Annotated in this window: 26 protein-coding genes; 2 read left to right on the top strand and 24 right to left on the bottom strand. The window is 64.5% G+C overall.

Features of this window, described 5'->3' with window-relative positions:
* Positions 1–39: 39 nt before the first annotated feature.
* Positions 40–717: a DUF6088 family protein gene (locus B9A23_RS23205; protein WP_368655923.1), complete on the bottom strand. Its 678-nt coding sequence runs from the start codon at positions 715–717 to the stop codon at positions 40–42.
* Positions 718–763: 46 nt separating this feature from the next.
* On the opposite strand from B9A23_RS23205, the gene B9A23_RS03225 reads away from it, so the two are divergent.
* Both B9A23_RS03225 and B9A23_RS03230 read left to right on the top strand, forming a co-directional pair.
* Positions 764–1141 carry a helix-turn-helix domain-containing protein gene (locus tag B9A23_RS03225; RefSeq protein WP_084277372.1) on the top strand — a complete coding sequence of 126 codons (378 nt, stop codon included), beginning with the start codon at positions 764–766 and terminating at the stop codon, positions 1139–1141.
* Positions 1141–2373, top strand: coding sequence for a type II toxin-antitoxin system HipA family toxin (locus tag B9A23_RS03230; protein ID WP_084277373.1), 1233 nt, complete (start codon positions 1141–1143; stop codon positions 2371–2373). The genes B9A23_RS03225 and B9A23_RS03230 overlap by 1 nt, the downstream gene beginning before the upstream one ends.
* A gap of 145 nt (positions 2374–2518) precedes the next feature.
* Here the strand turns inward: B9A23_RS03230 and B9A23_RS23210 are convergent, their stop codons facing one another.
* The 23 genes from B9A23_RS23210 to B9A23_RS03345 form a co-directional block, all read right to left on the bottom strand.
* On the bottom strand, positions 2519–2671 hold the full coding sequence (locus tag B9A23_RS23210) for a hypothetical protein (protein WP_254894943.1): 153 nt from the start codon (positions 2669–2671) through the stop codon (positions 2519–2521).
* 200 nt (positions 2672–2871) lie between these two features.
* Positions 2872–3096 (bottom strand): DUF2274 domain-containing protein, encoded by a 225-nt coding sequence (locus B9A23_RS03240; protein ID WP_084277374.1) that lies wholly within the window; start codon positions 3094–3096, stop codon positions 2872–2874.
* Positions 3093–4376 (bottom strand): TrbI/VirB10 family protein, encoded by a 1284-nt coding sequence (locus B9A23_RS03245; RefSeq protein WP_084277375.1) that lies wholly within the window; start codon positions 4374–4376, stop codon positions 3093–3095. Before B9A23_RS03245 ends, B9A23_RS03240 begins: the two co-directional genes overlap by 4 nt.
* The gene (gene trbG / locus B9A23_RS03250) at positions 4373–5389 is read right to left on the bottom strand and encodes a P-type conjugative transfer protein TrbG (protein WP_084277376.1); all 1017 of its coding nucleotides are present in this window, start codon (positions 5387–5389) and stop codon (positions 4373–4375) included. Before trbG ends, B9A23_RS03245 begins: the two co-directional genes overlap by 4 nt.
* A complete protein-coding gene (trbF, locus tag B9A23_RS03255; RefSeq protein ID WP_084277377.1) occupies positions 5386–6069 on the bottom strand; it encodes a conjugal transfer protein TrbF in 684 nt (227 codons plus the stop codon). Before trbF ends, trbG begins: the two co-directional genes overlap by 4 nt.
* 7 nt (positions 6070–6076) lie before the next feature.
* A complete protein-coding gene (gene trbL / locus B9A23_RS03260; RefSeq protein ID WP_084277378.1) occupies positions 6077–7396 on the bottom strand; it encodes a P-type conjugative transfer protein TrbL in 1320 nt (439 codons plus the stop codon).
* Positions 7393–7641, bottom strand: coding sequence for a putative entry exclusion protein TrbK-alt (trbK-alt, locus tag B9A23_RS03265; RefSeq protein ID WP_084277379.1), 249 nt, complete (start codon positions 7639–7641; stop codon positions 7393–7395). The genes trbL and trbK-alt overlap by 4 nt, the downstream gene beginning before the upstream one ends.
* A gap of 1 nt (position 7642) precedes the next feature.
* Positions 7643–7897, bottom strand: a complete 255-nt coding sequence (locus B9A23_RS03270) for a hypothetical protein (protein WP_084277380.1) — start codon at positions 7895–7897, stop codon at positions 7643–7645.
* A gap of 19 nt (positions 7898–7916) precedes the next feature.
* Positions 7917–8636, bottom strand: a complete 720-nt coding sequence (trbJ, locus tag B9A23_RS03275; protein ID WP_084277381.1) for a P-type conjugative transfer protein TrbJ — start codon at positions 8634–8636, stop codon at positions 7917–7919.
* Positions 8633–11125 (bottom strand): conjugal transfer protein TrbE, encoded by a 2493-nt coding sequence (gene trbE / locus B9A23_RS03280; RefSeq protein WP_084277382.1) that lies wholly within the window; start codon positions 11123–11125, stop codon positions 8633–8635. Before trbE ends, trbJ begins: the two co-directional genes overlap by 4 nt.
* Positions 11122–11394, bottom strand: a complete 273-nt coding sequence (locus tag B9A23_RS03285) for a VirB3 family type IV secretion system protein (RefSeq protein ID WP_084277383.1) — start codon at positions 11392–11394, stop codon at positions 11122–11124. Before B9A23_RS03285 ends, trbE begins: the two co-directional genes overlap by 4 nt.
* The gene (locus B9A23_RS03290; protein ID WP_084277384.1) at positions 11394–11729 is read right to left on the bottom strand and encodes a TrbC/VirB2 family type IV secretion system protein; all 336 of its coding nucleotides are present in this window, start codon (positions 11727–11729) and stop codon (positions 11394–11396) included. Before B9A23_RS03290 ends, B9A23_RS03285 begins: the two co-directional genes overlap by 1 nt.
* Positions 11726–12709, bottom strand: coding sequence for a P-type conjugative transfer ATPase TrbB (gene trbB / locus B9A23_RS03295; protein ID WP_084277385.1), 984 nt, complete (start codon positions 12707–12709; stop codon positions 11726–11728). The genes B9A23_RS03290 and trbB overlap by 4 nt, the downstream gene beginning before the upstream one ends.
* A 384-nt stretch (positions 12710–13093) precedes the next feature.
* Entirely contained in the window at positions 13094–14047 is a 954-nt protein-coding gene (locus B9A23_RS03300) for a LysR family transcriptional regulator (RefSeq protein WP_084277386.1), read from the bottom strand.
* A gap of 186 nt (positions 14048–14233) precedes the next feature.
* Positions 14234–14884 (bottom strand): 2OG-Fe(II) oxygenase family protein, encoded by a 651-nt coding sequence (locus tag B9A23_RS03305; RefSeq protein ID WP_176217859.1) that lies wholly within the window; start codon positions 14882–14884, stop codon positions 14234–14236.
* Positions 14885–15031: 147 nt separating this feature from the next.
* On the bottom strand, positions 15032–15550 hold the full coding sequence (locus tag B9A23_RS03310) for a helix-turn-helix domain-containing protein (RefSeq protein ID WP_084277388.1): 519 nt from the start codon (positions 15548–15550) through the stop codon (positions 15032–15034).
* Position 15551: 1 nt separating this feature from the next.
* On the bottom strand, positions 15552–16001 hold the full coding sequence (locus B9A23_RS03315; RefSeq protein WP_084277389.1) for a hypothetical protein: 450 nt from the start codon (positions 15999–16001) through the stop codon (positions 15552–15554).
* Entirely contained in the window at positions 16001–16564 is a 564-nt protein-coding gene (locus B9A23_RS03320) for a CHAP domain-containing protein (RefSeq protein WP_217806579.1), read from the bottom strand. Before B9A23_RS03320 ends, B9A23_RS03315 begins: the two co-directional genes overlap by 1 nt.
* A 113-nt stretch (positions 16565–16677) precedes the next feature.
* Complete coding sequence (locus B9A23_RS03325; RefSeq protein ID WP_176217860.1) at positions 16678–17484, bottom strand: tetratricopeptide repeat protein; 807 nt, start codon at positions 17482–17484, stop codon at positions 16678–16680.
* A 50-nt stretch (positions 17485–17534) separates the two neighbouring features.
* Positions 17535–18194 (bottom strand): OmpW/AlkL family protein, encoded by a 660-nt coding sequence (locus B9A23_RS03330; protein WP_084277391.1) that lies wholly within the window; start codon positions 18192–18194, stop codon positions 17535–17537.
* Between the two features lie 5 nt (positions 18195–18199).
* Complete coding sequence (locus B9A23_RS03335; protein WP_217806576.1) at positions 18200–18736, bottom strand: OmpA family protein; 537 nt, start codon at positions 18734–18736, stop codon at positions 18200–18202.
* A gap of 68 nt (positions 18737–18804) precedes the next feature.
* The gene (gene tolB, locus B9A23_RS03340) at positions 18805–20115 is read right to left on the bottom strand and encodes a Tol-Pal system beta propeller repeat protein TolB (RefSeq protein ID WP_176217861.1); all 1311 of its coding nucleotides are present in this window, start codon (positions 20113–20115) and stop codon (positions 18805–18807) included.
* Positions 20112–20543: a cell envelope integrity TolA family protein gene (locus tag B9A23_RS03345; RefSeq protein WP_084277394.1), complete on the bottom strand. Its 432-nt coding sequence runs from the start codon at positions 20541–20543 to the stop codon at positions 20112–20114. Before B9A23_RS03345 ends, tolB begins: the two co-directional genes overlap by 4 nt.
* Between the last annotated feature and the right edge of the window lie 391 nt (positions 20544–20934).

Below are 20934 nucleotides of genomic sequence, written 5' to 3' on the forward strand. Positions count from 1 at the left end.
CCTCCATCCCAGGACCGAGGACACATAGGAGCTCCAACCCTATATGGTGTCAAAGGGCAAAAACCGTCGGCATGAAGCTTGGGATTCAGGCCGCCTTTCGTGCGTCCGATATGCCGGGGCGGCCTCAGGCTGGAGACTGTCAGCCAAGAGGGGCAGACTTCCGCGAGCCCTAATCTGAAACCAGCTAGGACCAGGAGCGTAGAAATGAGGCGCCTGGCTGGCATGCATCGTGTCACCGCGCACGAGGATCTTGGCCCGTACGGCATTGGTGATGCCGGGATCGTTGGCGGCAGTCATTCCGTCGACCAGGACACGGATCTGGTCACGCCGCGCGACGGCGTCGATGACCGCACGTGGGTCCGGGGCACTGTCCTGCCGGGTCAGGCTGTTGAACTGCGGCCGGTCGTAGAGGCTGCGGTCAATCCGGCGCAGGTCACCCGATTTCGCGAGGCGATGGAGGGTCTTGTCGATGGAATCGCGACCGGCGAGGTCGAGGAAATCCGAAAGCGTCCAGACAGTACCGGGCAAGCCACGGCCAGTTCGGTCGAGGATGACCGATTTGAGGCCGGCGGGCGGAGTGGCCATGTTTGAAATTTGTATCGCAATTTCGGACAGAAAGGAGAGTGCGCCGAACGCGCAGGCCTTGGCGGGAGGAGGTTCGCAAGACGCCCCACCCGTTGGCACTACCCGGCCACCGATCTTGATATAATTCATCATATACGATACGCAATCACTATTAAACCATCATATATGGACCCTTGTTATGGGCTCTCCCAAGATCAGACCAGCCCTCGAAAGGCTTGGCCAGGACATTCGAAATGCGAGGCTGCGGCGTAGTATCGCGGTCGCAGACCTTGCCGTGCGTGCCGGAACCTCCCCCAGTTCCATTGCGCGGCTCGAGAAGGGCGACCCGGGGGTTGCTATCGGCACGCTTGCCGATGTGCTGGTCGTTCTCGGGCTTGTCGAGCGGCTGGCCGATCTGATCGATGTCCGCAAGGATGAGCTGGGATTGGCTCTGTCAAGCGAGCACCTGCCGCAGCGAGGCAAGTCTTTTGCCACCAGGATGAGAAAGCAAAAGGCTAGGATGGACCTGACGCGAGTCCGAGATGACGTTGTCGATCCAGACGGTGCATCGTTCTGATGGCGGAGTTCCTTGCCCAGGTCGTGCTTGGCGAAAGCCGTGCGCCCGTTGGTCAACTGCGTTTCACAGCAGCGGGGCCGCGCCAATTCTCGAACTTCGCCTATGATGCGTCCTGGATAGAGAACCCGCGCGCCTTCGCCGTGCAGCCGGATCTCCCCCTGGAAGGCGGCCCTTTTCATAGATCGGGTCAGCCGGGAAATATGCGCGATGCACTGGCGGGCGTCTTCGCCGATGCCGCGCCGGATAGCTGGGGCCGACGGCTTCTTGAACGCGCTTACGGCAATGGTCTGAGCGAGTTTGCGTATCTGACGCTGTCCGACGACGCCTGCCGTCAGGGCGCGCTGCGATTTCAGGGCGAGGATGGAGAGATCATCCGCGGCAAGGCCGGCGACGCCGTGCCCCGCCTCGTCGAGCTCAAAGCGATAACGGCCATTGCCCGCGCCTATGAACAGGGGAAGGAAATCTCCGCCGAAGAGATGCAGGCGTTGGCGGGCGCGGGCGGTTCCGGCGGCGCCCGGCCCAAGGCCAATGTCCAAGACGGCGATACGCTCTGGCTGGCCAAATTCACTTCGGTCCACGATCTGCAGCCGATCGAGCGCGTCGAGGTGGCGACGCTTCGGCTGGCCGAGGCTTGCGGCATCCGCACGCCCACCGCCAGACTGGAACTCGCCGACACGCCCTTTCCGGTCGCGCTGATCCAGCGGTTCGACCGGCGGGGTAGCGCGCGGATCCCCTATATCTCGGCGCGCACGGCGCTTGGGAAGACCGGGACGGAGCTTGGCTCCTATACCGAGATCGTCGATTTCATCCGTGTTCATGGCGCCGATCCCAAAGCGGATTTTCGCGAACTTTTTCTGCGCCTGATTTTCACTATCCTCGTATCGAACAAGGACGATCACCTCAAAAACCATGGCTTCCTCTATGTGGGGGCAGGCCAATGGCGATTGTCGCCCGTGTTCGACGTGAACCCCGCGCCGGATCGAAATCCGCACCTTGAGACCGCAATTCTGGAGGGCGGAGCGCATGACCGATCGATCGCGCTCGCGCTTGAAGCCTGCGCGTTCTTCGAGATCCCGACTGAGGAAGCGAGGCAAATCATTCGCGATACCGCCCGGCACATATCGGACGGCTGGCGTGAGGCTCTGCGTCAGGTCGGCGTGTCAGGGGCATTGGCGCGGGATTACGAACCAGCCTTCGTGAACGCGGAGACGGAGGTTGCGCTGAGAATGTAGTCAAATTTGACTGATAATGCGTCTATATTATTCAGATATGGCGCAAGCCCTTCGACAGCGACGTCCCACCCTTGAACAGCAGCCTGGGGCTGTCCTCGATCCCGTTGAACAGCGCATCGAGCGTCCAGCAGACCCGGAAATTCTTCTAGACGTTCTGCGGCGGTGCGCCGAGCCGCTGCGCAGTCTCCGCATAGAGGCCCGTGCGGGTGGGCCGGTCAGCGCGCAGGACTTCGTCGAAGCCGGCGTTCATTTGCCGGACGCTTCCGCGACAAGCGGACGGAGCAGCTCCTGCATCCATGCCAGGAGTGTTGACATCCCGTCGGCAAGGTTGGCGCGCAATGCCGTGCCGTGCGCGGGACTACCGAGGAGGGCGGCGAGGCGCTGGCGCCATTGCCCGGCGTCGTCCACCGACGTCGTGCGGAACGGACGCAGCCCATTCCTTTTCCGGCATTTGGGGTGCCGATACCAGAAAAAAGTGCCGCTCTGTGGCTGTCATTGCTATGGCTGAGGCTTGCGCCGCCGCACGAACCCCCGATCACTCATAATGAACCGCTCCACCATCGGCGCGATCAGCCGCTCGGGCGGCACGGGCTCGGACAAGCCATTCTCCGCTGCATGCACGCGCGCATAGTCGCCAAGCTGCCGGAACAGCGCGCCCGGCAGTTCGACCGTCAGCTTCACGGGCTTCTCCTCGACGATCGGCCCGAGGCGCAGCCGACTCATGGCTGCGCCCCCTGAACCGGCTCGAGCACAAGATCGCGGGTAAGCACCACCCGGATCGCGAACCCCGGCCGGACGGTGAGCGTCGGCGGCACGTTGATCTCGCGCTGGACGACCTGCCGCCCGGTCTGATTAACGGTGTCCTGTATGCCGTAGCGCAGCGCGCGGGTGAGTTCATCATCGCCTTGGGACACGAGCTGGGTGCCGGCGCCGAGCAGGGTCGAGACCATCGCGGCCTTGAGCATATTGCCCCAGTGATAATTCACCTTGTCCTGCGCGCCCGCCATGCCCGCGGCATCGGCGCCGGGCTGGCGGTCGAGCAGGATCGAGCGGCCGCCGGGCAGGATCAGGCGATCCCAGGCCAGCAGCACACGGTTCTGCCCAGCTGAGACCTCGCTGTCATACGCGCCGATCAGCCGCGCCCCCTGCGGGATCAGCAGGATGCGCCCGGTCGCGCTGTCATAGACATTCTGCGTCACCTGCGCGGTGATCTGCCCGGGCAGATCCGAGCGGATGCCGGTGATGAGGGCTGCGGGAATGACGCTGCCTGCCTGCACCATGAAGACCGAGGCCGGCGCCATGATCCGCGCATTGCTGACTACGGCGCGATTCCCGCCATTCTGGAGGAAAGCCCGTTTCGCGGCCTGACCGGTCGGCGAGGCCGACACCGTGCCAGCGGCATCGCCCGCCGCAGTCGTGCGGACCGTCTGCGCACCATCGCTAGCCTGACCACCAGCAGAAGCGGAGCGCGCGCCTTCACTGCCAAGGAACAGCTTGCTGGCCCTGGCGGACTCCCGCTCCTGCATCACACGCTGGCGGGCCTGCTCGGCCGCGGCGAGACGCGGATCGGGTTGGCCCGCTGCCGGCCCCATCGGTGGCACCGGCACGCTCTGACCACTCTGCTGGGCCGACAGGATCGGCCGTCCCAGATCGCCGGGCATGGGCTGCCCCAGTTTCGGAACCTTGTCATAGCTCGCTGGTGCGGCGGTCACGACATCGGCCTTGTTGCGGCTGTCGGTGTTGACGAGATTGACGGCGGGCGCATGATGGACCGGACGCAGCGCATAAAGCAGCGATCCGCCAATGCCGATCCCGGCGACCATGCCGATCGCCGCCAAAGCCTTGCGCGACAGGCGCGTCACGCGCGGCGTCGGCCCGGCCAGGCGAAAGGCGCCCGGATTGGGTGCTGCGGCGGCCCGCTCCGGCGCGGCGCTGGCAGGCTGCCGGGCAGCTACCTCCCGCGCCATATCACCCGGCTCTTCTTCCCGTTCCGGCCCGCTCATGACGCCCTCCGCGATTTGGCGTCCTGCCGCTCGATCGTGACGCGCTGCCCGCCCTTGCGGGTCGCGAGGCGCAGCTCGGCCGCGCTGAACAGCCGGTCGACGATCATGTAGCGGCCCGAGACGCGATAGTTGACGAGTTCGGCGGATCCATCGGCGCCGCGAACGAAGAGCGGCGGCATCTCGCCGGTCGCGATCCCGTCCGGAAATTCGATCATCACCTGACGGCCATCGTCGAACACGCGGGCAGGACGCCAGGAGGGACGGTCGCCGGACAGCTTGTAGCGAAAGTTCAGCCCTTCGACATCGATACCGGAGGCAACCGGCGCGGTCCGCTCCCGCTCGGCATTGGCAAGCCGCAGCGCGATGAGCTGGTCGGCGGGATAGGTCCAGGAAACCGAGGCCATATAAGTGGTGGCGGTGGCGCGCAGTTCGAGATGATAGGTGCGCCGGTCGGTGTTGATGACGAGGTTGGTCATGATGTCGGCACGGGTCGGCTTGACCAAGATATGCACCCGCTTGCTCGACCCGACACCACTCACCGTATCGCCGATGATCCAGCGCACGGTGTCACCGGCCGCGACCGGCCCCGGTCCCACCAGTTCCTCGCCTTCCTGCAGCGCGATGTCGGTGACTTGCCCTGGCGCGGCGTAGAGCTGATAGAGCGCGCCATCGGCATAGGGATATTGCTGGATGGCGTTGAAATAGCCCCCCTTGCTCGGCTGCACCCGCGCGGCCGCATTGGCGGCGGTCACGCGGGATCGCGGATCGGGCGCCTCACGCCCTTCCCGGACCGGCGCCACGGGCCTGAGCTGGCCGGGAAGCGGCAGCGGTGTCGGCACGCTGACGACGTCGACCGCCCGGCGCGGTTCAGGCGCGGGCACAGCCGCGACCATCGGCGGCGGCACCTTGCGGGCGCGCGCCTGCGCCATGCCGCCCAGTGGCAGCAGCGAGACGGAGACGAGGAGGCAGAGCAGCGCACCGGAGCGCGCCCTCGCGGGAGGCAGGCAGATCATGGGTTGAGTTCCTTCGACCAGTTGAGGTTGGCGACAAAGACCCCGAGCGGGTTCTTCTGGAGCGCTTGGGCATCGCGCGGGGTCTGGACGACCACCGTCAGGATCGCCGACCAGCGGGCGGTCTCGGCAAGCGCGCCATCGACATAGCGCCGCTCGGTCCAGGCCACGCGGAAGCTGTCGTTCGAGGCGCGGATGACGCTCGACACCTCGACCGAGACCTGCACCTTGCTCAACTGCGCAAAGGGGTCATTGGCCCGGGCATAGTCGTTGAGGAACAGCGCGCCCTTGTCGGTCACGAAGTCATAGGCGCGCAGCCAGTCCTGTCGCAGCACGATCCCGTCGGCGGGGATCGAGCGGACGTTCTCAATGAAACGGGCGAGATGGAAGGCGATCTGCGGGTCGGTCGGCCGATAGTCGGCGGTGGCGGGCGCGACCTCGCGCGCCTCGCCGAGTTTGTCGACCTCGACCACCCAGGGGATGATCGTGCCGCGCGCCGATTGCCAGACGAGACCGCCGGCCAGACTGCCCGATAGCGCAAGACAGCCGAAAAAGGCGAGCCGCCAGTTCTTCGCCTGGACGCGCGCGGAGCCGATGCGGTCGTCCCAGACCTGGGCAGCGCGCTGATAGGGGGTCACGGGTTCGGGCGCTTGCCCGTAACGGATCGATGGTCGCTTGAACATGTGCGTATCAGTCCTTTTGCGAGAGGTCGGGACCGGCGCCGCCGCCATGGCTGTCGCCGCCCTTCAGGGTATGAGCGGCCATATTGGCGCTCTGGGTGATCGCCTGTCGGCGCTTCATCGCCGCGGCCCAGGCGGGCGGCGCGGCCGAGGCTGATCCCGCGCCGGATGCCGGCGCAGCGGAAGCCTGCGCTCCCGCACCGGCGGCGGTGCCCGCCGCCGCGTTCCGGCCATCGGCATAGCTTTGCTTGAGGCTTTGCGCGGCGCGGCGCAGCGGCGAAACGGCCGCGCCGCCGGTGCTCTTGCCGACATTGGCGAGGCCTGCGCCGACGGCCGCCGCGCCCGATCGTCCTTCCGCACCGGCGCTATAGGCGCCCGAGGCCGCACCGGCTGTGCGCGCCATGCCGGTGGCGGCGCTGCCAGCCATGCCCATCGCGGCGCCACCGGCGAGGCGGGCGCCCGCAACACCGCCGCCCAGCGTGGCGCCTGCGGCCAATGCCGCTCCGGCCGCAGCGCCTGCACCGAGCTGGGGACCGCCGGTGACGATACCATTGGCGATGCCGGGGCCGAAGATGCCGAGGCCGAGCAGGGTCAGCGCAGCGAGCGCGATCGCCATCACCTGCTTGAGATCGGGCTCGACGACGACATTGGCACTGGTGAACTGGCTGAACAGCGTGGTGCCGATGCCGGTGATGACGGCGAGCGTCATCAGCTTGATGCCCGAGGAGATGATATGACCGAGCACCTTTTCGGCCATGAAGGCTGTGCGCCCGAAAAAGGCGAAGGGCACCAGCACGAAGCCGGCCAGCGTCACCAGCTTGAACTCGACGATGGTGATGAAGACCTGGATGGCGAGCACGAAAAAGGCGAGCACGACGATCAGCCAGGCGATCAGCAGCACGAGGATCTGCACGAAATTGGTGAACAGGCCGACCGGTCCGAGCAGGTCCGCCGTCGCGTCGAGCAAAGGCTGGCCGGCGGTGAGGCCGGTCGCGGCGACCGTGCCGGGCTTGAGGAAATCGGCGAGCGCCAGACCGCCGCCCGACGCCTTGAGACCGAGGCCGGCGAAGCTCTGGAAGACGATATTGGCAAGGTTGGAGAAGTTGCCGATGATGTAGGCGAAGACGCCGATATAGAGCACTTTCTTCACCAGACGCTGCAACACGTCCTCGTCGGCGCCCCAGGCCCAGAACAGAGCGGCGAGCGTCACGTCGATCGCGATCAGGGTCGAAGAGAGGAACCCGACCTCCCCGCCCAATAGGCCGAAGCCGCTGTCGATGTAGCTGGTGAAGACCGACAGGAAGCTGTCGATCACCGAGGTGTCGTTCACGGACGGTTGTCCTTTCCGAAGAAATGGCGGCGTCTGGCTTCCCAAGCCGCGTCGCAGCTGCTTTCGGGCATGGTGATGGTCCGGCAGCGGGCGAGATCGTCCTGGCGGGCCGCGGCCGCCTCGTCCTCAGGCACGAGGATCGTCACAGCAGGTTCGGGCGGACGGTGCAGCGCGGAAACCACGGCCACGGCGAGCATCAGCCCGCCGATCCCTCCGCCGATCGCGATTTTGGCAGCGGGCGACATCTCAGTCGCCCCCCCTGAGCCAGACGAGGAACGGACCTTCCTGTTGCGCGCGCGCCTTGCGCCTCGCCTCCGCCGCCGCCTCGATCCGCACCATCTCCGCAGCGAAGGCGGCGCCGGTCACGCAGGGCGTGGTGTGCGGATAGACCTTGCCCGGCTCGGGATGCTCGGGGGCGCAGGCGAGGGTATCGTAGCGCAGATGGGCGGCCCCGGCGGCAAGGAAGCCGGTGGTCACCCCGACCAGCGCGATCAGCCCCATGGACGCGGCCCGGTGCATGTCACTGATGCCCGAGGAAGCGCTGGAAGCGGGCCTTGCCTTCGGCTTCCGTCGCCGCGTTGCGTGCCGCTTCGAGCGATTGCGCGCGGCCCTGTGCCGCAATCGCGGCGGTGAGATCGGCAAGCTGCTGCGACTGGAGCGCGAGGAGCTGGTTGCCGGCCTGGGCAGCCTGGAGCGCGCCGTTCGCCGACTGGCTGGCCCCCACCAGCGTCTCGATGCTGGCGCGCGCGCCGTCGATATTGCCGACGACGCCGGCCTGCACCTGAAGCGCGTCCTGGAACGCCCCGACGCTGTCCTGCCAGCGGGCATTGGCGGCGGCGACCATCTGGCTTTGCGAGGCGGTCAGGTTCGCGCCGCTGTAGCGCTGGGTGAACGCGCTCTGGATGTCCTGCACGCTGTAAGCGATGCGCTGCGCCTGCCCCAGGAGCTGGCGCGTCTGGCCGATCTGCTGTTGGAGGGTCGAGATCGTCGAGACCGGCAGGCTGGCGAGATTCTTCGCCTCGTTGATGAGGCTGGTCGCCTGATTCTCGATCTGGCGGATCTGGTTGTTGATCTGCTCGAGCGAGCGGGCGGCGGTCAGCACATTCTGCGCGTAGTTGGTGGGATCATAGACGACCCCGCCGAACTGCGCCTGCGCGGGCGAGGTGAGAACAGGCCCGGCCAGAGCGGTCAGACTGACAACGCCGGCCAGCAAGGCGCGGCGAAACGATGGCTTCTTCATGGATTGAACTCCTCGGGATCGAGCGACAGGAAGGGATCGTCCGGATCGGACGGGGGTACGGGTTCGGGCAAAAGGCCGGCGGCCCAATCGAGGCCGCGATGCCGCAGCCAGGCCGGGGCAAAGCCGACACGGCCATGGGCGGCGACCAGTTCGCCGATCACGCGCTGGTCGGTTTTGGAGGAGGCCGCCGCAAAGGCGAGCGCCACTTCGCCCAGGCCCAGTTCGAACAGCCGGTTGCCGCGCCGCGACTGGCAATAATAATCGCGCTTGGGGGTCGCCCGGGAGAGGATCTCGATCTGCCGCGCATTGAGCCCGAAGCGTTCGTACGCCTGGCGGATCTGCGGTTCGGCTGCGCGTTCATTGGGCAGGAAGATGCGGGTCGGGCAGCTTTCGATGATGGCAGGCGCAATGCTCGACGTCTCGATGTCGGCGAGGCTCTGCGTGGCGAAGACGACGCTGGCGTTCTTCTTGCGCAGCGTCTTGAGCCATTCGCGCAGCTGGGCAGCGAAGGCCGGGCTATCGAGCACCAGCCAGCCCTCGTCGATGATGATGAGCGTGGGGCGCCCGTCGAGCCGGCCTTCGATGCGGTGGAAGAGATAGGCAAGGACCGCGGCGGCCGAGGCCGCGCCGATCAGCCCTTCGGTCTCGAAGGCCTGAACAGAGGCATCGCCCAGTTGCTCGGTCTCGGCGTCGAGCAGCCGCCCCCAGGGACCGCCGACGCAATAGGGCGCCAGCGCCTGTTTGAGCTGCTGGTTCTGGAGCAGCACGGCAAGGCCGGTGAGCGTGCGTTCGGCAACCGGCGCGCTGCCCAGCGAACCGAGCGCGGTCCACAGATGCTCCTTGGCGGCGGGATCGATGTCCACGCCTTCACCGGCGAGGATCGCGGCCAGCCATTCAGCGGCCCAGGCCCGTTCGCCCGGCTCGTCAATTCGGGCCAGCGGCTGCAGAGCGACGCCGTCGCCGACAGCGCCACCATCATCGGCAGAATGCAACGCACCGCCCAGATCCTGCCAGTCTCCGCCCATTCCGATCGCGGCGGCACGGATCGAGCCGCCGAAGTCGAAGGCGAAGATTTGGGCTTGGTCATAACGCCGGAACTGCATCGCCATCAGCGCCAGCAACACCGATTTGCCGGCGCCAGTCGGGCCGACGATCAGGCTGTGGCCGACATCGCCGACATGGAGGGAAAGCCGGAACGGGGTCGAGCCTTCGGTCTTGCCATAGAGCAAAGGGGGAGCCGCGAAATGCTCATCCCGTTCCGGCCCCGCCCAGACCGCTGACAGGGGGATCAGGTGGGCGAGATTGAGGGTGGAGATCGGGGGCTGGCGGACATTGGCATAGACATGGCCGGGAAGCGATCCGAGCCAGGCCTCGATGCCGTTCATGCCTTCGATCGTGCAGGTGAAATCGCACCCCTGGATGACCTTCTCGACCAGCCGGAGCTTTTCCGAAGCGAGGGCCGGATCGCGGTCCCAGACGGTGACGGTCGCGGTGACGTAGGCGATCCCGGCCGCGTCCGCACCCAGCTCCTGCAGCGCCATGTCGGCATCGACCGCTTTGTTCGACGCATCGGAATCCATGAGGACCGACTGTTCGTTGGTCATCACCTCCTTGAGGATCGCGGCGAGCGACTTCCTCTTGGCGAACCATTGCCGCCGGATCTTCGTGAGCAGCTTCGTCGCATCGGTCTTGTCGAGCATGATCGCACGGGTCGACCAGCGATAGGCGAACGCCTGGCGGTTGAGTTCGTCGAGCAGCCCCGGAAAGGTCGCGGTCGGAAAGCCGGTGATGGTGAGCGTGCGCAGATGATGCTCGCCCAGCATGGGCTCGAGCCCGCCGGTCAGTGCCTCGTCGGTGAGCAGCACATCGAGACAGGCCGGGGTTTCCGGCACGCGCACACGCTGGCGCTTCGTCGATACGCAGGAGTGAAGATAGGTGAGCGTCGCACTGTCATCGAGCCAGGCCACCTCGGGCATGAAGCCTTCGACCAGATGCAGCACGCGGGTCGTGCGGTCGGTGAAGCTCTTCAGAAGTTCATGCGGATCGACGCCCGATCCCGACCGGCCTTCGTAGAGCCAGTTCTCCGCGCGGGCGGCGTCTTCGGCGGGCGGCATCCACAGGAGGGTCAGATGGTAGAAGCTCTCATAATGGGCGCCTTCCTCGCGGAACTGTTCATAGCGTTCCTGGTCGACCAGCGCCGAGACCGGATCGGGAAAGAGGCTGTCGGGATAGTCCTGCGCGGGCACGCGACTCGCCTCGACGAACACCGCCCAGCCCGACCCAAGGCGGCGCAGCGCATTGTTGAGGCGCGCGGTCACCGCGACCAGTTCGGCCGGCGTCGCGCTGTCGAGATCAGGCCCGCGAAAGCGCATACTGCGCTGGAACGAACCATCCTTGTTGAGCACGACGCCGGGCGCGACCAATGCGGCCCAGGGGAGGAAATCGGCCAGGCAGGCGGCTTTGGAGCGATATTCGGAGAGGTTGATCATGGCCGCATCCAGACGGGATATTTGAGGTGACGGCGGGCGACGTCGACGAACTGGGGATCGCGGCGCGCGGCCCAGACCGAGAGACCGTGGCCTATGGCCCAGAGCGCGAGGCCCGCGAGCGAGAGCCGCAGGCCAAGGCCCAGAGCGCCGGCGAGCGTGCCGTTGACGATGGCCAGGCTGCGCGGTGCGCCGCCCAGCAGGATGGGTTCGGACAGGGCCCGATGGACCGGCGCCAGATAACCCGGCACTTCCTCTTCACGGCCTTCCATCAGACCAGCGCCCCGCCGCCGAAGGAGAAGAAGGAGAGGAAGAAGGACGAGGCCGCAAAAGCGATCGACAGGCCGAAGACGATCTGGATCAGTCGGCGGAACCCGCCATTGGTGTCGCCGAAGGCGAGCCCCAGACCGGTGGCGATGATGATGATCACCGCGACGATCTTGGCGACCGGACCTTCGATCGACTCCAAAATCGACTGGAGCGGCGCTTCCCAGGGCATGGAGGAGCCCGAGGCATAAGCGGGACTGGCGAGCGCGATGAGGCCGATGCCAAGGGCGAGAGGCGCTGCGCGCAGACGGTGCACAGCGCGGCGGGACAGATCGATCATGGTTCTTCTCCGATGTCGGGGGTTGCGGGCGTGAGGCGGTAGTCGCCGAGGACGGGATCGAGGCCTTCGACGCGCATGAGCTGGGCGAGACGTCGCCCGGTGCCGTGGCGGACGAGTACGGCGACGAGATCGATGGTCTCGGCGAGCAGGGCCTTGGGCACGGTCACCACGGCTTCCTGGATCAGCTGCTCCATGCGGCGCAGCGCGCCGACGGCGCTATTGGCGTGGATCGTGCCGACGCCGCCGGGATGGCCGGTGCCCCAGGCCTTGAGGAGGTCGAGCGCTTCGCTCCCGCGCACCTCACCGATGGGGATACGGTCGGGGCGCAGGCGCAGCGAGGAGCGCACGAGGTCGGAGAGGGAGGCGACGCCATCCTTGGTGCGCATCGCGACCAGATTGGGCGCGGCGCATTGCAGTTCGCGCGTGTCCTCGATCAGCACCACGCGATCAGAAGTCTTCGCGACTTCCGCCAAAAGCGCGTTGGTGAGGGTTGTCTTGCCGGTGCCGGTGCCGCCGGCGACGAGGATGTTGAGCCGGTCGGCAACGCCGCGAAGAAGCACCTCGGCCTCGCCCGACGACATGATCCCGGCCGCGACATAATCGTCGAGCGTGAAGACTGCGACGGCCGGTTTGCGGATCGCGAAGGCCGGCGCGGTCACGACCGGCGGCAGCAGCCCTTCGAAGCGTTCTCCGCTTTCCGGCAGTTCGGCCGAGACGCGCGGGGCGCCTAAATGAACCTCGGCCCCGACATGATGGGCGACGAGGCGGATGATGCGCTCGCCGTCGGCGGGCGAGAGGCGCTCGCCGCTGTCGCTGATGCCTTCTCCCAGCCGGTCGACCCAAAGGCGACCGTCCGGATTGAGCATCACCTCGATAACCGCGGGGTCGGCGAGCCATGCCGCGATCGACGTGCCCATGGCGGTGCGCAGCATGCGCGCGCCGCGTGCATGCACTTCCGATCTCTGGCTGGCTGCGCCCATGAAATATCCCCGTTCGAGGGCGCCGGCGACAAGCCGCCCGGCGCGTTGGGGATGATTAAGAGACGCAGGAATGCACTTGATTCAACAACGATTTCACGGCGGAGAATGCTGGCGCATCAAGACAGGCAATGGCGTAGATCGAGGCACCGGGCGGCTACCCGCGTCAGGCCAAAAATGGGGAAATTGGGCGCATGATGGGACAGACCAATGGCGTGACCTGCCGCCGTCCCCTTCCGGCTCTGATCAAAGACTAACAAGCCAGAATAAAAATTATCACGATTGATAGCGCAAAGTGAAGTACTAAGCGCCGAGGCGGGCATCCGCCGCGTTCGCAGCCGCAGTCGACGAAGCTGCCCGTTTCCGACTGCCCCGCAATGGCATCGCCTACTTCGGCCTGACGTCCAGACGTTTCAGGAGGATGTCGAGCGCGGGATTGGCATGATCCGTGTGCCAGCAGGCGTTTATCGTCAGGTCTGTGGTGCCGGGGGCACTGTTCAATTCACGAAAGACTGCTCCCGCATCATTTTCCCGCGACATGGAATCGAGACACAAGCTGACCCCTTTGCCCACCCCCACCATGTCAATGATGGCGGCGGGGCCAATTTCGTGAACTGCCACGCGCGGCGAAACGCCGAACGGTGCAAAGCGCTCCTCGAGCAAATCACGCATGACCTCGCTGGCATCGAAACCCGATATGAGGAAGGTTTCGTGCAGAAGATCTTCCCACTGCACCGTTGCGCACGCCGCAAGCCGGTGGCTTTCGGGCAGGCAAAGGACGAAGCGTTCGCTCCACATCGGCGCGCTCCGCCCCTGAAACAGATCTGGCACGCTGTGCGTGATGGCAAGATCGATTCGTCCGCTGGCCAGGGCTTCAAAGAGTCGATCGTAGGGCAGTTCGACGGGCATCTTGTGTATTTCAGGAAAATCCGGATCGGCTTCGAGAAGCAGGCGCCGAAGCTTCTGGTGCGCAATACCGCCATGATAGCCGATAAAGACCTGCCCCGCCTTGCCGTCAGCGATCCGGCGTACCGCATCTACCAGAGCACGGAAATCGCGAAGGAGACTTGCGCTGTGCTGCAGGAAGACCGATCCCGCATGCGTTGCTACCAGTCGGCGCTTCTGACGCTCGAACACGGCACAGCCCAACTGAAACTCCAGGTTGCGAACACGTTTGTTCACCGTCGAAGGCAACATGTTGAGCGCCCGGGCCGCCCTGCCGAAGGAGCCATGAAGGTGAACAGCCAGGGCCGTTTCAAGGTGCGCGCGTTCAATGCCAGTCCGAACCGACAGGGGATCGAGCGCGGCGACATCCGGCTTTCCCGCGACAATCTTCCGCATGATCCGCAATTTCGGATCTGCGCAAGGCGCCGGGGCGGGAGACGTCAATGTGCAGGACACAGCCGACTTGCAGTTGGCGCAAGGACAGATCACGCCTTGTTGTGAACGACGAAGGCTGCAAGCAAAGCTGGAACGGGCAGGAACCAAGAGGTCCCGCTCGCGCCATTCCAACAGGTTTGAGCTATCCTATGGGGCAACGGCAGCACCTTGAGGGTGGGCTCTGGCCTCGACGCGGGCGTTGAATGCGACGGAGACCCGCTCGTCGTCATCCTGATTCGGATAAACCCAATGGTTCAGAAACGATGGGAAGATGAGCATCGTACCAGCGCGTGGACGCACCTGGAACTTGGGCGCGAACAACACCGACTCATCAGGCATCCGCATACTGACGCTGGCGCGCGGATCGAGAAACTCGATCAGCCCGCTGCGATTATCCTGAGCGTCCGGCACGGCCACATAGTAGCAACCCGACCAGTGAAAGCCCTGATGGGCATGGGGCGTGTTGAAGCCGCCTTTCGGATTGATGTTGACCCAGCCGTGTGCCTGAATGTCGTGGATGGACAAATCGAAAGCGGGGAGCGTGGTTTGCGCGACATGGGTCAGCACCTGGCCGATCTGGGCGCACAACGAGCGAAAAGCCTCTTCCTTGCGCAGGAACAGGTCCGGCGCGGAATGCCAGCCGATCTGGTTAGAGACCGCCATGCTTTGCTCGGACGTGCGCCGCGCTGCACATGCAGCTAGCAGAGCCTGATTCAGCAGTTCGCAGTCGGGGAGTTCATAGCCGAACACTGGCGAAGCGAAGAGCGGTTCGTTCAGGAATTGTCTGATTTGAGACACGATATCTTGATCTCCGAAGGAAATTGGCACGAGCGGGCATTTCGTTCCCCAACCTTGGTGCGGAATTTCGGGACGGCATGAGCTCTACAGCGGCGGTATGCGCCAAGGTGCAAACATCCGCCGCTATGCGGATCACGCAAACGCCGATCATGAACGATGGAGAAATGTGAATATGCCGGGAACAGCTTCAGCCTTGATGGCATAGCTCTTCCAGCCAGTCTCGATCACGTTCGCTCCAAAACCATGAAGTTCAAGCGCTTTACGCAAATGACAGATATAGACCTTCACGACATGCGAAGCACCGGACGTCACTCCTGCCGCCTTTGCGAGGTCGCGCTGGTCTATGAAATCACCGGGCTGCTCAAGCAGATTGCGCAGGATCGCCGCACCGCCTCGGCTGGCGCGCGGCGCCAGGCGACGAATACGCCCTTCAATCGTTGCCGGGCGTGTGCATTCACTTCCGTTCCCCTTGCGCCGCAGGAACGAAATGTCGACGTCGGCGCTGTCGGCAGGCAATTGTCCGGCAGGTGGTTGGCACGGCTGTTCCGATCTCATGTCCAGACGAGCGCCGAGCAGGGTTTGGGCATGCGATAGCGCCTCGAAGGCCGTGCGCATCAGTTGCTCAATATGCACCAGTTCGGATGCAGATATACGCTCCTCAGGCATTTTACCTCTCGAGAACTTCGAATCCGGGGCCAAGCGCGACATCCGCCGCGCTGCCTACGTCCACAGCCGTGGCCCTGCCGTTGAAATTGAGGGAAACAAGCATCACGGCCGAGGCGAGCAACTGGAGGAGGATGAGCGCAATCACGGTACGACTTCTGGAAAAGCGCTCGTCACGCATGCGCCTGCGAGACACTTCCAGTTCGACAGTGAGCTTCGTCATAAGTTTCTGCGCATCGTCGAGACGAGTTGCATAACGCTCGTCCAGGCCTTGGATATAGCCATCCACGAGCGCGCATATGTCGCGCGAGACGGCCAGCCGGGTTTCGCGAGCACTCTGCGCCAACATGCCGGTTACGAGTTGTTCCGTGCGATCGGCCGGAACACCGGCTCCAGTCAGCAGCTGACCAAGCGCGACAAAGTGGTTCTCTTGCGGCTTGAGGGAAGAATCCATCACGTCACCTTCTTTCTGATGGCGTTGTCGACGGCAGGATTGCTTTGGGCGGGTCGGCTCAGGGCTCCGGACCGCATGAGGCGGGCGATGATATCGCCGATCGGATCGCTCGCGCGCACAAGACGGGCGGGCTTGCGATTGTAGATAAAGCCCTGGACCGGCCAGTGGGTCGTGCCCAGAGACTGTAGCGGCGCGAACCATACGCGCACCCGGCTCCAGTCATTGTTCGGTGAGACGTCGACGGCGGGCACGTCGTCCTCGATCTGCCCGCGCGCACCATCGATCGGCGACCAGTTTGCGTGGCGCAACAGGATGGTCCGCGCATCGATGATGCGACTTACCGCCGCGACGTGACCGAGTTGCATCTTCCCATGCGGCGGCAGCGCCATCACAGCGCCGACCCGCGGCCTGAAGCCCCGGTCATAGCGATCGGCAGCCTGATCCCACCAGGTATGGGCGTCACCATAGATCGCTATCCCGCTGATCCTGCGCGCATAGGGAACGCATTGCAGGCCGGCGCCTGAAAGTGTCGACGTCATTTCCCCGGCAGATCGCCGGGCCATTTCGCTGGCAGCCAGAGGTGCGGCATAACCGCATGACAACGCCATCGTGAGTGCGCTGGACAGCACGGTCCGCGCTATGGATGACGGCTCGCCAGCCAGCAGGCGGAGGGACGTCAGCCGGCGCATTTCAGGGCCAGACGGCGGTCGAGCAGACGCGAGCGCTGCTCTATCGTGAGAGTACTGCCATGCACCGCCTCGATTTCGGCGTACACATCGCAAGCCTGAACACTGTTGTCCGGCCCCATATCGGTGAGCGCCTCCGCCAGAGCGAAGAGATTGGCCAGGGCAAACGGGGCCTGCGGCACCTTTTCATAAAGTTCGAGAAATATCTGGGCCGCTTGAGCATGTTTACCCTGTCCCTGAAAAGCACGGCCAAGCTGGTAGCGGGCTTCGGGAACGCGAGGATCCGATGGCCAGCTTGCGGCAAAACTGTCGAAAGCAAGTTCGGATTTTTGCCAGTCCTGCGCCTCGGCATAAGCCATAGCCTGCCGGAAGCGCTCGTCGACGGTCGGGGGAGGCCCGGCTGGTGACACCGATGTGGCAGGCGGCGAAGACGATGTTGCGGGAACTGCCGCAGCCTGCTGCTCCACCGCATCGAGGCGGGATTCGATGTCGCCTTTCAACGCCTGCATTTGCGCGAGGCTGGCAGCAAGCGCGCGATGATCCTGCTCCTGTGTGGACACGAGTCCGGACAGCGCACGTTCCAGCGCCGCCAAGCGTCTGTCGAGTTGAAGAAGTGCATCGAGTGGTGCGGCAGATGGCGGCGGGGTCGCCCCCGCTGTTGGCCTGGCAACAACCGGACGGTCACCTTGCAGACCGCGAACAACCTGCTCGACGCGTTGCAACCGTTGGTCGATACCGCTCAGACTTTGCGCCTGCGCGCCACCGGTCAGAGGCAGAGACCAGACTGCCAGGACCATAGCCGCGAACCGCTTATTCCGATGTGAGCCGATGTTTCCGGGCCGCGTCATCAGAACCTGAATCCCACGCCAGCGCCCAGAACGAGCGAACGCATCTTGTGCGACACCGTCTGGCTATTGCCCCCCTGCTCGACGGTCAGCCTGGAACTGGCACCCAGATACTTGGCATCGACATTGATGTAGAGTTGCTCGTTGATGGCGATGTCGGCACCAATCTGGACCACAGGTGCGAGCGCGCCCTTAAGATCGGCGGAATAGGAAATGCGCGGAGTCACAGTGCGATTCGTCAAAATCTCACCGGGCTTTTCGCTATAGAAATTGGCGTAGGACAGACCTGCGCCGACATAGGGCCTGAAGACCTTTGATGACGGCATGACATGGTACTGAAGCATGGCGGTGGGCGTAATCAGCCCGGCCGAGACAAGCGTTCGACCGTTCCTGTCTTTCATATCATAGGGCGCACCGCCAAGCGTGAATTCGGTGGCGAAATGCTCGGTTATAAAAAAGGTCAGGCTTGCCTCGCCGCCCGGAGCCGCCTTGGCATTCGCGGACACCGGGATGCCGCCCAGATCGACGGTCACGGCACTGCTGCCCGATCGCAGCACGTAATCGCCGCGAATCTTGATCAGAATGTCGCCTGGCTCTGCAAGAGCGGGCGTCGCGGCTGATACAGCGGCAATCGCGCATAGGGCTGCAGCAAAATGGCGCATATATGTTACTCCCCTCGTTCTCTGGCGCTGGCGGGAAGACCGATAAGCACGGTTTCGCCACGGCGGTTCTGGTTTTGGCTGATCTCATCACCGCCGGTTCGGGCCGGATGCTCCTTGCCGAACGACGTGGGCACGAGGCGCTCGGCGGCCACGCCCTGGGCAGTGAGATAGAATTTCATGGCTGCAGCGCGCTTTTCACCCAACGCGAACTGATGTTCGCGCGAGCCGAACTCATCGGCATGCCCCTGAAGCGAGGCACGCACTTCGGGGTAGAGGTTGAGCCATTGCGCATGACGGTCGAGAATGGCACGCGCCGCCGCATCCAGTTCGGCACTGTCCCGTGCGAACAGAACGCGCGTCGTTCCAGCATAGCGCTCGAAATCCTCCACCGTGGCCGGAGTCTCATGATCCCGCAGAAGCCGACTTTGCGCTTCGTCCTCGCGAACTTTCAGAGGTGCGGGTGTCGGCCCTTGCATATCGAAGCTGGGCGGCGGGCGCAGCGGCTGGACCGGGCGCTGACAGGACGCCAGCAGGACCGACAAAGCGAGCAATGTCGATGCGCATAGGCAAGAACGGATGTGCAAATCCTGCCAACGTCGTTCCGAAGCGTTCATGGCCTTTTCCCCGACCAGGCCGGCTCTCCAACGGAAGAACCGACTTTCACTTGCCGGGCCAGTTTCCCGGTCAAATCGGTTATCCAGACGGCAGGAAGAGCCTCACCGCCAGCAGTGCGCTGAAAAGCGATTGCGCGCCCGCTAATCGCCCAGGCAGGATCTTCATCCCGCCCACCTTCGGTTATGATCCGTTCTCTGGAACCATCGGGCTTCATGACACCGATACGCAACGTGCGGTTCTCGATTTTGGTGAACGCGATCAGGTCGCCGCGCGGACTCCAGGTAGGCGAGCCGTGCGCCCCGGCACCGAAGCTGATGCGTTTCTGGCCACTACCATCGGATGCCATCACATAGACTTGCGGTTCGCCCGAACGATCAGATTCGAACGCAATCGACGTTCCGTCGGGTGAATAGCTCGGACTCGTGTCCGCCCCCGCATTGCTCGTCAATTGTCGCACAGCGCCGCTTGAAAGGTCGATGACATGAATGTCGGCCTCTCCATCGCGGGCGAGCGAGAAGATAACCGAGGCACCATCCGGCGAGAAACGCGGCGCGGACGGGACACCTTTCGGAAGGTCAAGCGTTCGGGACTCGCCACTGTCGAGATCGTCCAGCACCAATTTCGGTCCCGGACCGGTAAAAGATGTGTAGATGATCCGCCGACTACCTGGACCGAAGCGCGGCATTGCCACCAGTTCGCGCTCCTCTGTGAGGGATGTGCGGTTTTCACCGTCAAAGTCCATCGACAGCAGGCTCGTTCCCTGGCCCGGAGCGCTCCCTGCCTGACCTATTACCAGCAACCGCGTATCGAAATGCCCCTGGTCGCCGGTCGTGAAGGCGAAGACCATGTCCGCGCATTTGTGCGCTGCGCGCCGCCACTGCGCCTTGCTGACCAGAATGCGCTGTGAGGTTTCGATGCGGGCTCCAAAAACGTCATACAGGACGCAATCATAGGCAAGCGCATCGTTCCCGGAGGGTCGGGCGCGGCCCAACACCAGCGCCTGCGCTCCTGCACGTGCAAAAGGTGCAAAGGCAACCTCTTCGGACCCGCTATATCGTCCATCGATAGAAACGAGGCGGTACAGCCCCGTGGAAGACATATCCGCTCGCACGATGCGCGCGAGTGCCTCGCCCGCGTCCTCACCATTTGCGACGCCCGGAATGACGCCACTGGCAACCTCAGGAATGGCGATCAGCAGGGGCGAGGCGGTGCCGTCGGTAATGTCAACATGTAGCGGCCCCTGAGCAAATGCTTGAGATGTCGTTGCCAACAGCGCAAGGGTCACCGGCATGACTGCCTTGATCATGATATGTCTCTCGGATCGAAATTGAGTTCTACGTCCGCCCATGCATCGTAGAGTTCGGCTGGCAGCCTGAGCGGCGCGCAGCGCAGCACGGCGCGGCGGACGCTTCCAGCAAGCGCATTGGCGTAGGCACCGTTCGCAACGGTCTGACCGCTGATCCGGGCGACGGTTGGCGAACCAGACACTTGCCCGTCCCGGCCAAGCCTGATCCGCATCAGGACCGTCACATGCCCGCTACCTTCTTCCGCCTGCGGCGGATTCCAGCACGGGGTTATCTGCGAGCGGATCATATCGACGAGATTGGCGCGCTGCCGGATCGTGAGACCGGCGACACCACGGGGCACGGCCTGCCCGATGGCTGATCCGATTGCACCCGAATTGAGACGCGGTCGCGGTGCTGACCCGATCGGCTTGCCCAGCGTGCGAGCCAACGATGCGCGGTCAAGCCTACGGACCGGGGCAACCGGCTGAGGCACCGCCGCTGACGGGCTGGCTGCAGCAGGAGGAGTGGGCGCCGACGCCGGGGGTCGGGTAGGCGTCGGCGCCGCCGGCAACGGCCTCGCGACCGGGCCGGGACCCAGCACCGGAGCTGGGCGTTCGCTGGGCTGCAATGACTCAGCGGGTTGGGATGGAGCAGGACTCGCCTCGACTGGCGGCAAAGGCGCAGCAGGAACGGCAGTATCCAGCGGCATTGGCGCCGGTGCCGCTTGCCGGGCCGCAGCAGGGGCCGTCGCAGCCGCCGGTGTCGCAACCTCGACATCCTCATGCCTTACAAATGCCGGATCGGGTAACGGCATGGCATGCTCGATATCCACGATCTCG

Origin of the sequence: Novosphingobium sp. B1 (assembly GCF_900176395.1) — a bacterium.
Taxonomy (GTDB): Bacteria; Pseudomonadota; Alphaproteobacteria; order Sphingomonadales; family Sphingomonadaceae; genus Novosphingobium.

Coding starts and splice junctions, on each gene's coding strand:
- B9A23_RS23205 (WP_368655923.1), bottom strand. CDS start 717: ATGATGAATTATATCAAGATCGGTGGCCGGGTAGTGCCAACGGGTGGG.
- B9A23_RS03225 (WP_084277372.1), top strand. CDS start 764: ATGGGCTCTCCCAAGATCAGACCAGCCCTCGAAAGGCTTGGCCAGGAC.
- B9A23_RS03230 (WP_084277373.1), top strand. CDS start 1,141: ATGGCGGAGTTCCTTGCCCAGGTCGTGCTTGGCGAAAGCCGTGCGCCC.
- B9A23_RS23210 (WP_254894943.1), bottom strand. CDS start 2,671: ATGGATGCAGGAGCTGCTCCGTCCGCTTGTCGCGGAAGCGTCCGGCAA.
- B9A23_RS03240 (WP_084277374.1), bottom strand. CDS start 3,096: ATGAGTCGGCTGCGCCTCGGGCCGATCGTCGAGGAGAAGCCCGTGAAG.
- B9A23_RS03245 (WP_084277375.1), bottom strand. CDS start 4,376: ATGAGCGGGCCGGAACGGGAAGAAGAGCCGGGTGATATGGCGCGGGAG.
- trbG (WP_084277376.1), bottom strand. CDS start 5,389: ATGATCTGCCTGCCTCCCGCGAGGGCGCGCTCCGGTGCGCTGCTCTGC.
- trbF (WP_084277377.1), bottom strand. CDS start 6,069: ATGTTCAAGCGACCATCGATCCGTTACGGGCAAGCGCCCGAACCCGTG.
- trbK-alt (WP_084277379.1), bottom strand. CDS start 7,641: ATGTCGCCCGCTGCCAAAATCGCGATCGGCGGAGGGATCGGCGGGCTG.
- B9A23_RS03270 (WP_084277380.1), bottom strand. CDS start 7,897: ATGGGGCTGATCGCGCTGGTCGGGGTGACCACCGGCTTCCTTGCCGCC.
- trbJ (WP_084277381.1), bottom strand. CDS start 8,636: ATGAAGAAGCCATCGTTTCGCCGCGCCTTGCTGGCCGGCGTTGTCAGT.
- trbE (WP_084277382.1), bottom strand. CDS start 11,125: ATGATCAACCTCTCCGAATATCGCTCCAAAGCCGCCTGCCTGGCCGAT.
- B9A23_RS03285 (WP_084277383.1), bottom strand. CDS start 11,394: ATGGAAGGCCGTGAAGAGGAAGTGCCGGGTTATCTGGCGCCGGTCCAT.
- B9A23_RS03290 (WP_084277384.1), bottom strand. CDS start 11,729: ATGATCGATCTGTCCCGCCGCGCTGTGCACCGTCTGCGCGCAGCGCCT.
- trbB (WP_084277385.1), bottom strand. CDS start 12,709: ATGGGCGCAGCCAGCCAGAGATCGGAAGTGCATGCACGCGGCGCGCGC.
- B9A23_RS03300 (WP_084277386.1), bottom strand. CDS start 14,047: ATGCGGAAGATTGTCGCGGGAAAGCCGGATGTCGCCGCGCTCGATCCC.
- B9A23_RS03310 (WP_084277388.1), bottom strand. CDS start 15,550: ATGCCTGAGGAGCGTATATCTGCATCCGAACTGGTGCATATTGAGCAA.
- B9A23_RS03315 (WP_084277389.1), bottom strand. CDS start 16,001: ATGGATTCTTCCCTCAAGCCGCAAGAGAACCACTTTGTCGCGCTTGGT.
- B9A23_RS03320 (WP_217806579.1), bottom strand. CDS start 16,564: ATGGCCCGGCGATCTGCCGGGGAAATGACGTCGACACTTTCAGGCGCC.
- B9A23_RS03325 (WP_176217860.1), bottom strand. CDS start 17,484: ATGGTCCTGGCAGTCTGGTCTCTGCCTCTGACCGGTGGCGCGCAGGCG.
- B9A23_RS03330 (WP_084277391.1), bottom strand. CDS start 18,194: ATGCGCCATTTTGCTGCAGCCCTATGCGCGATTGCCGCTGTATCAGCC.
- tolB (WP_176217861.1), bottom strand. CDS start 20,115: ATGATCAAGGCAGTCATGCCGGTGACCCTTGCGCTGTTGGCAACGACA.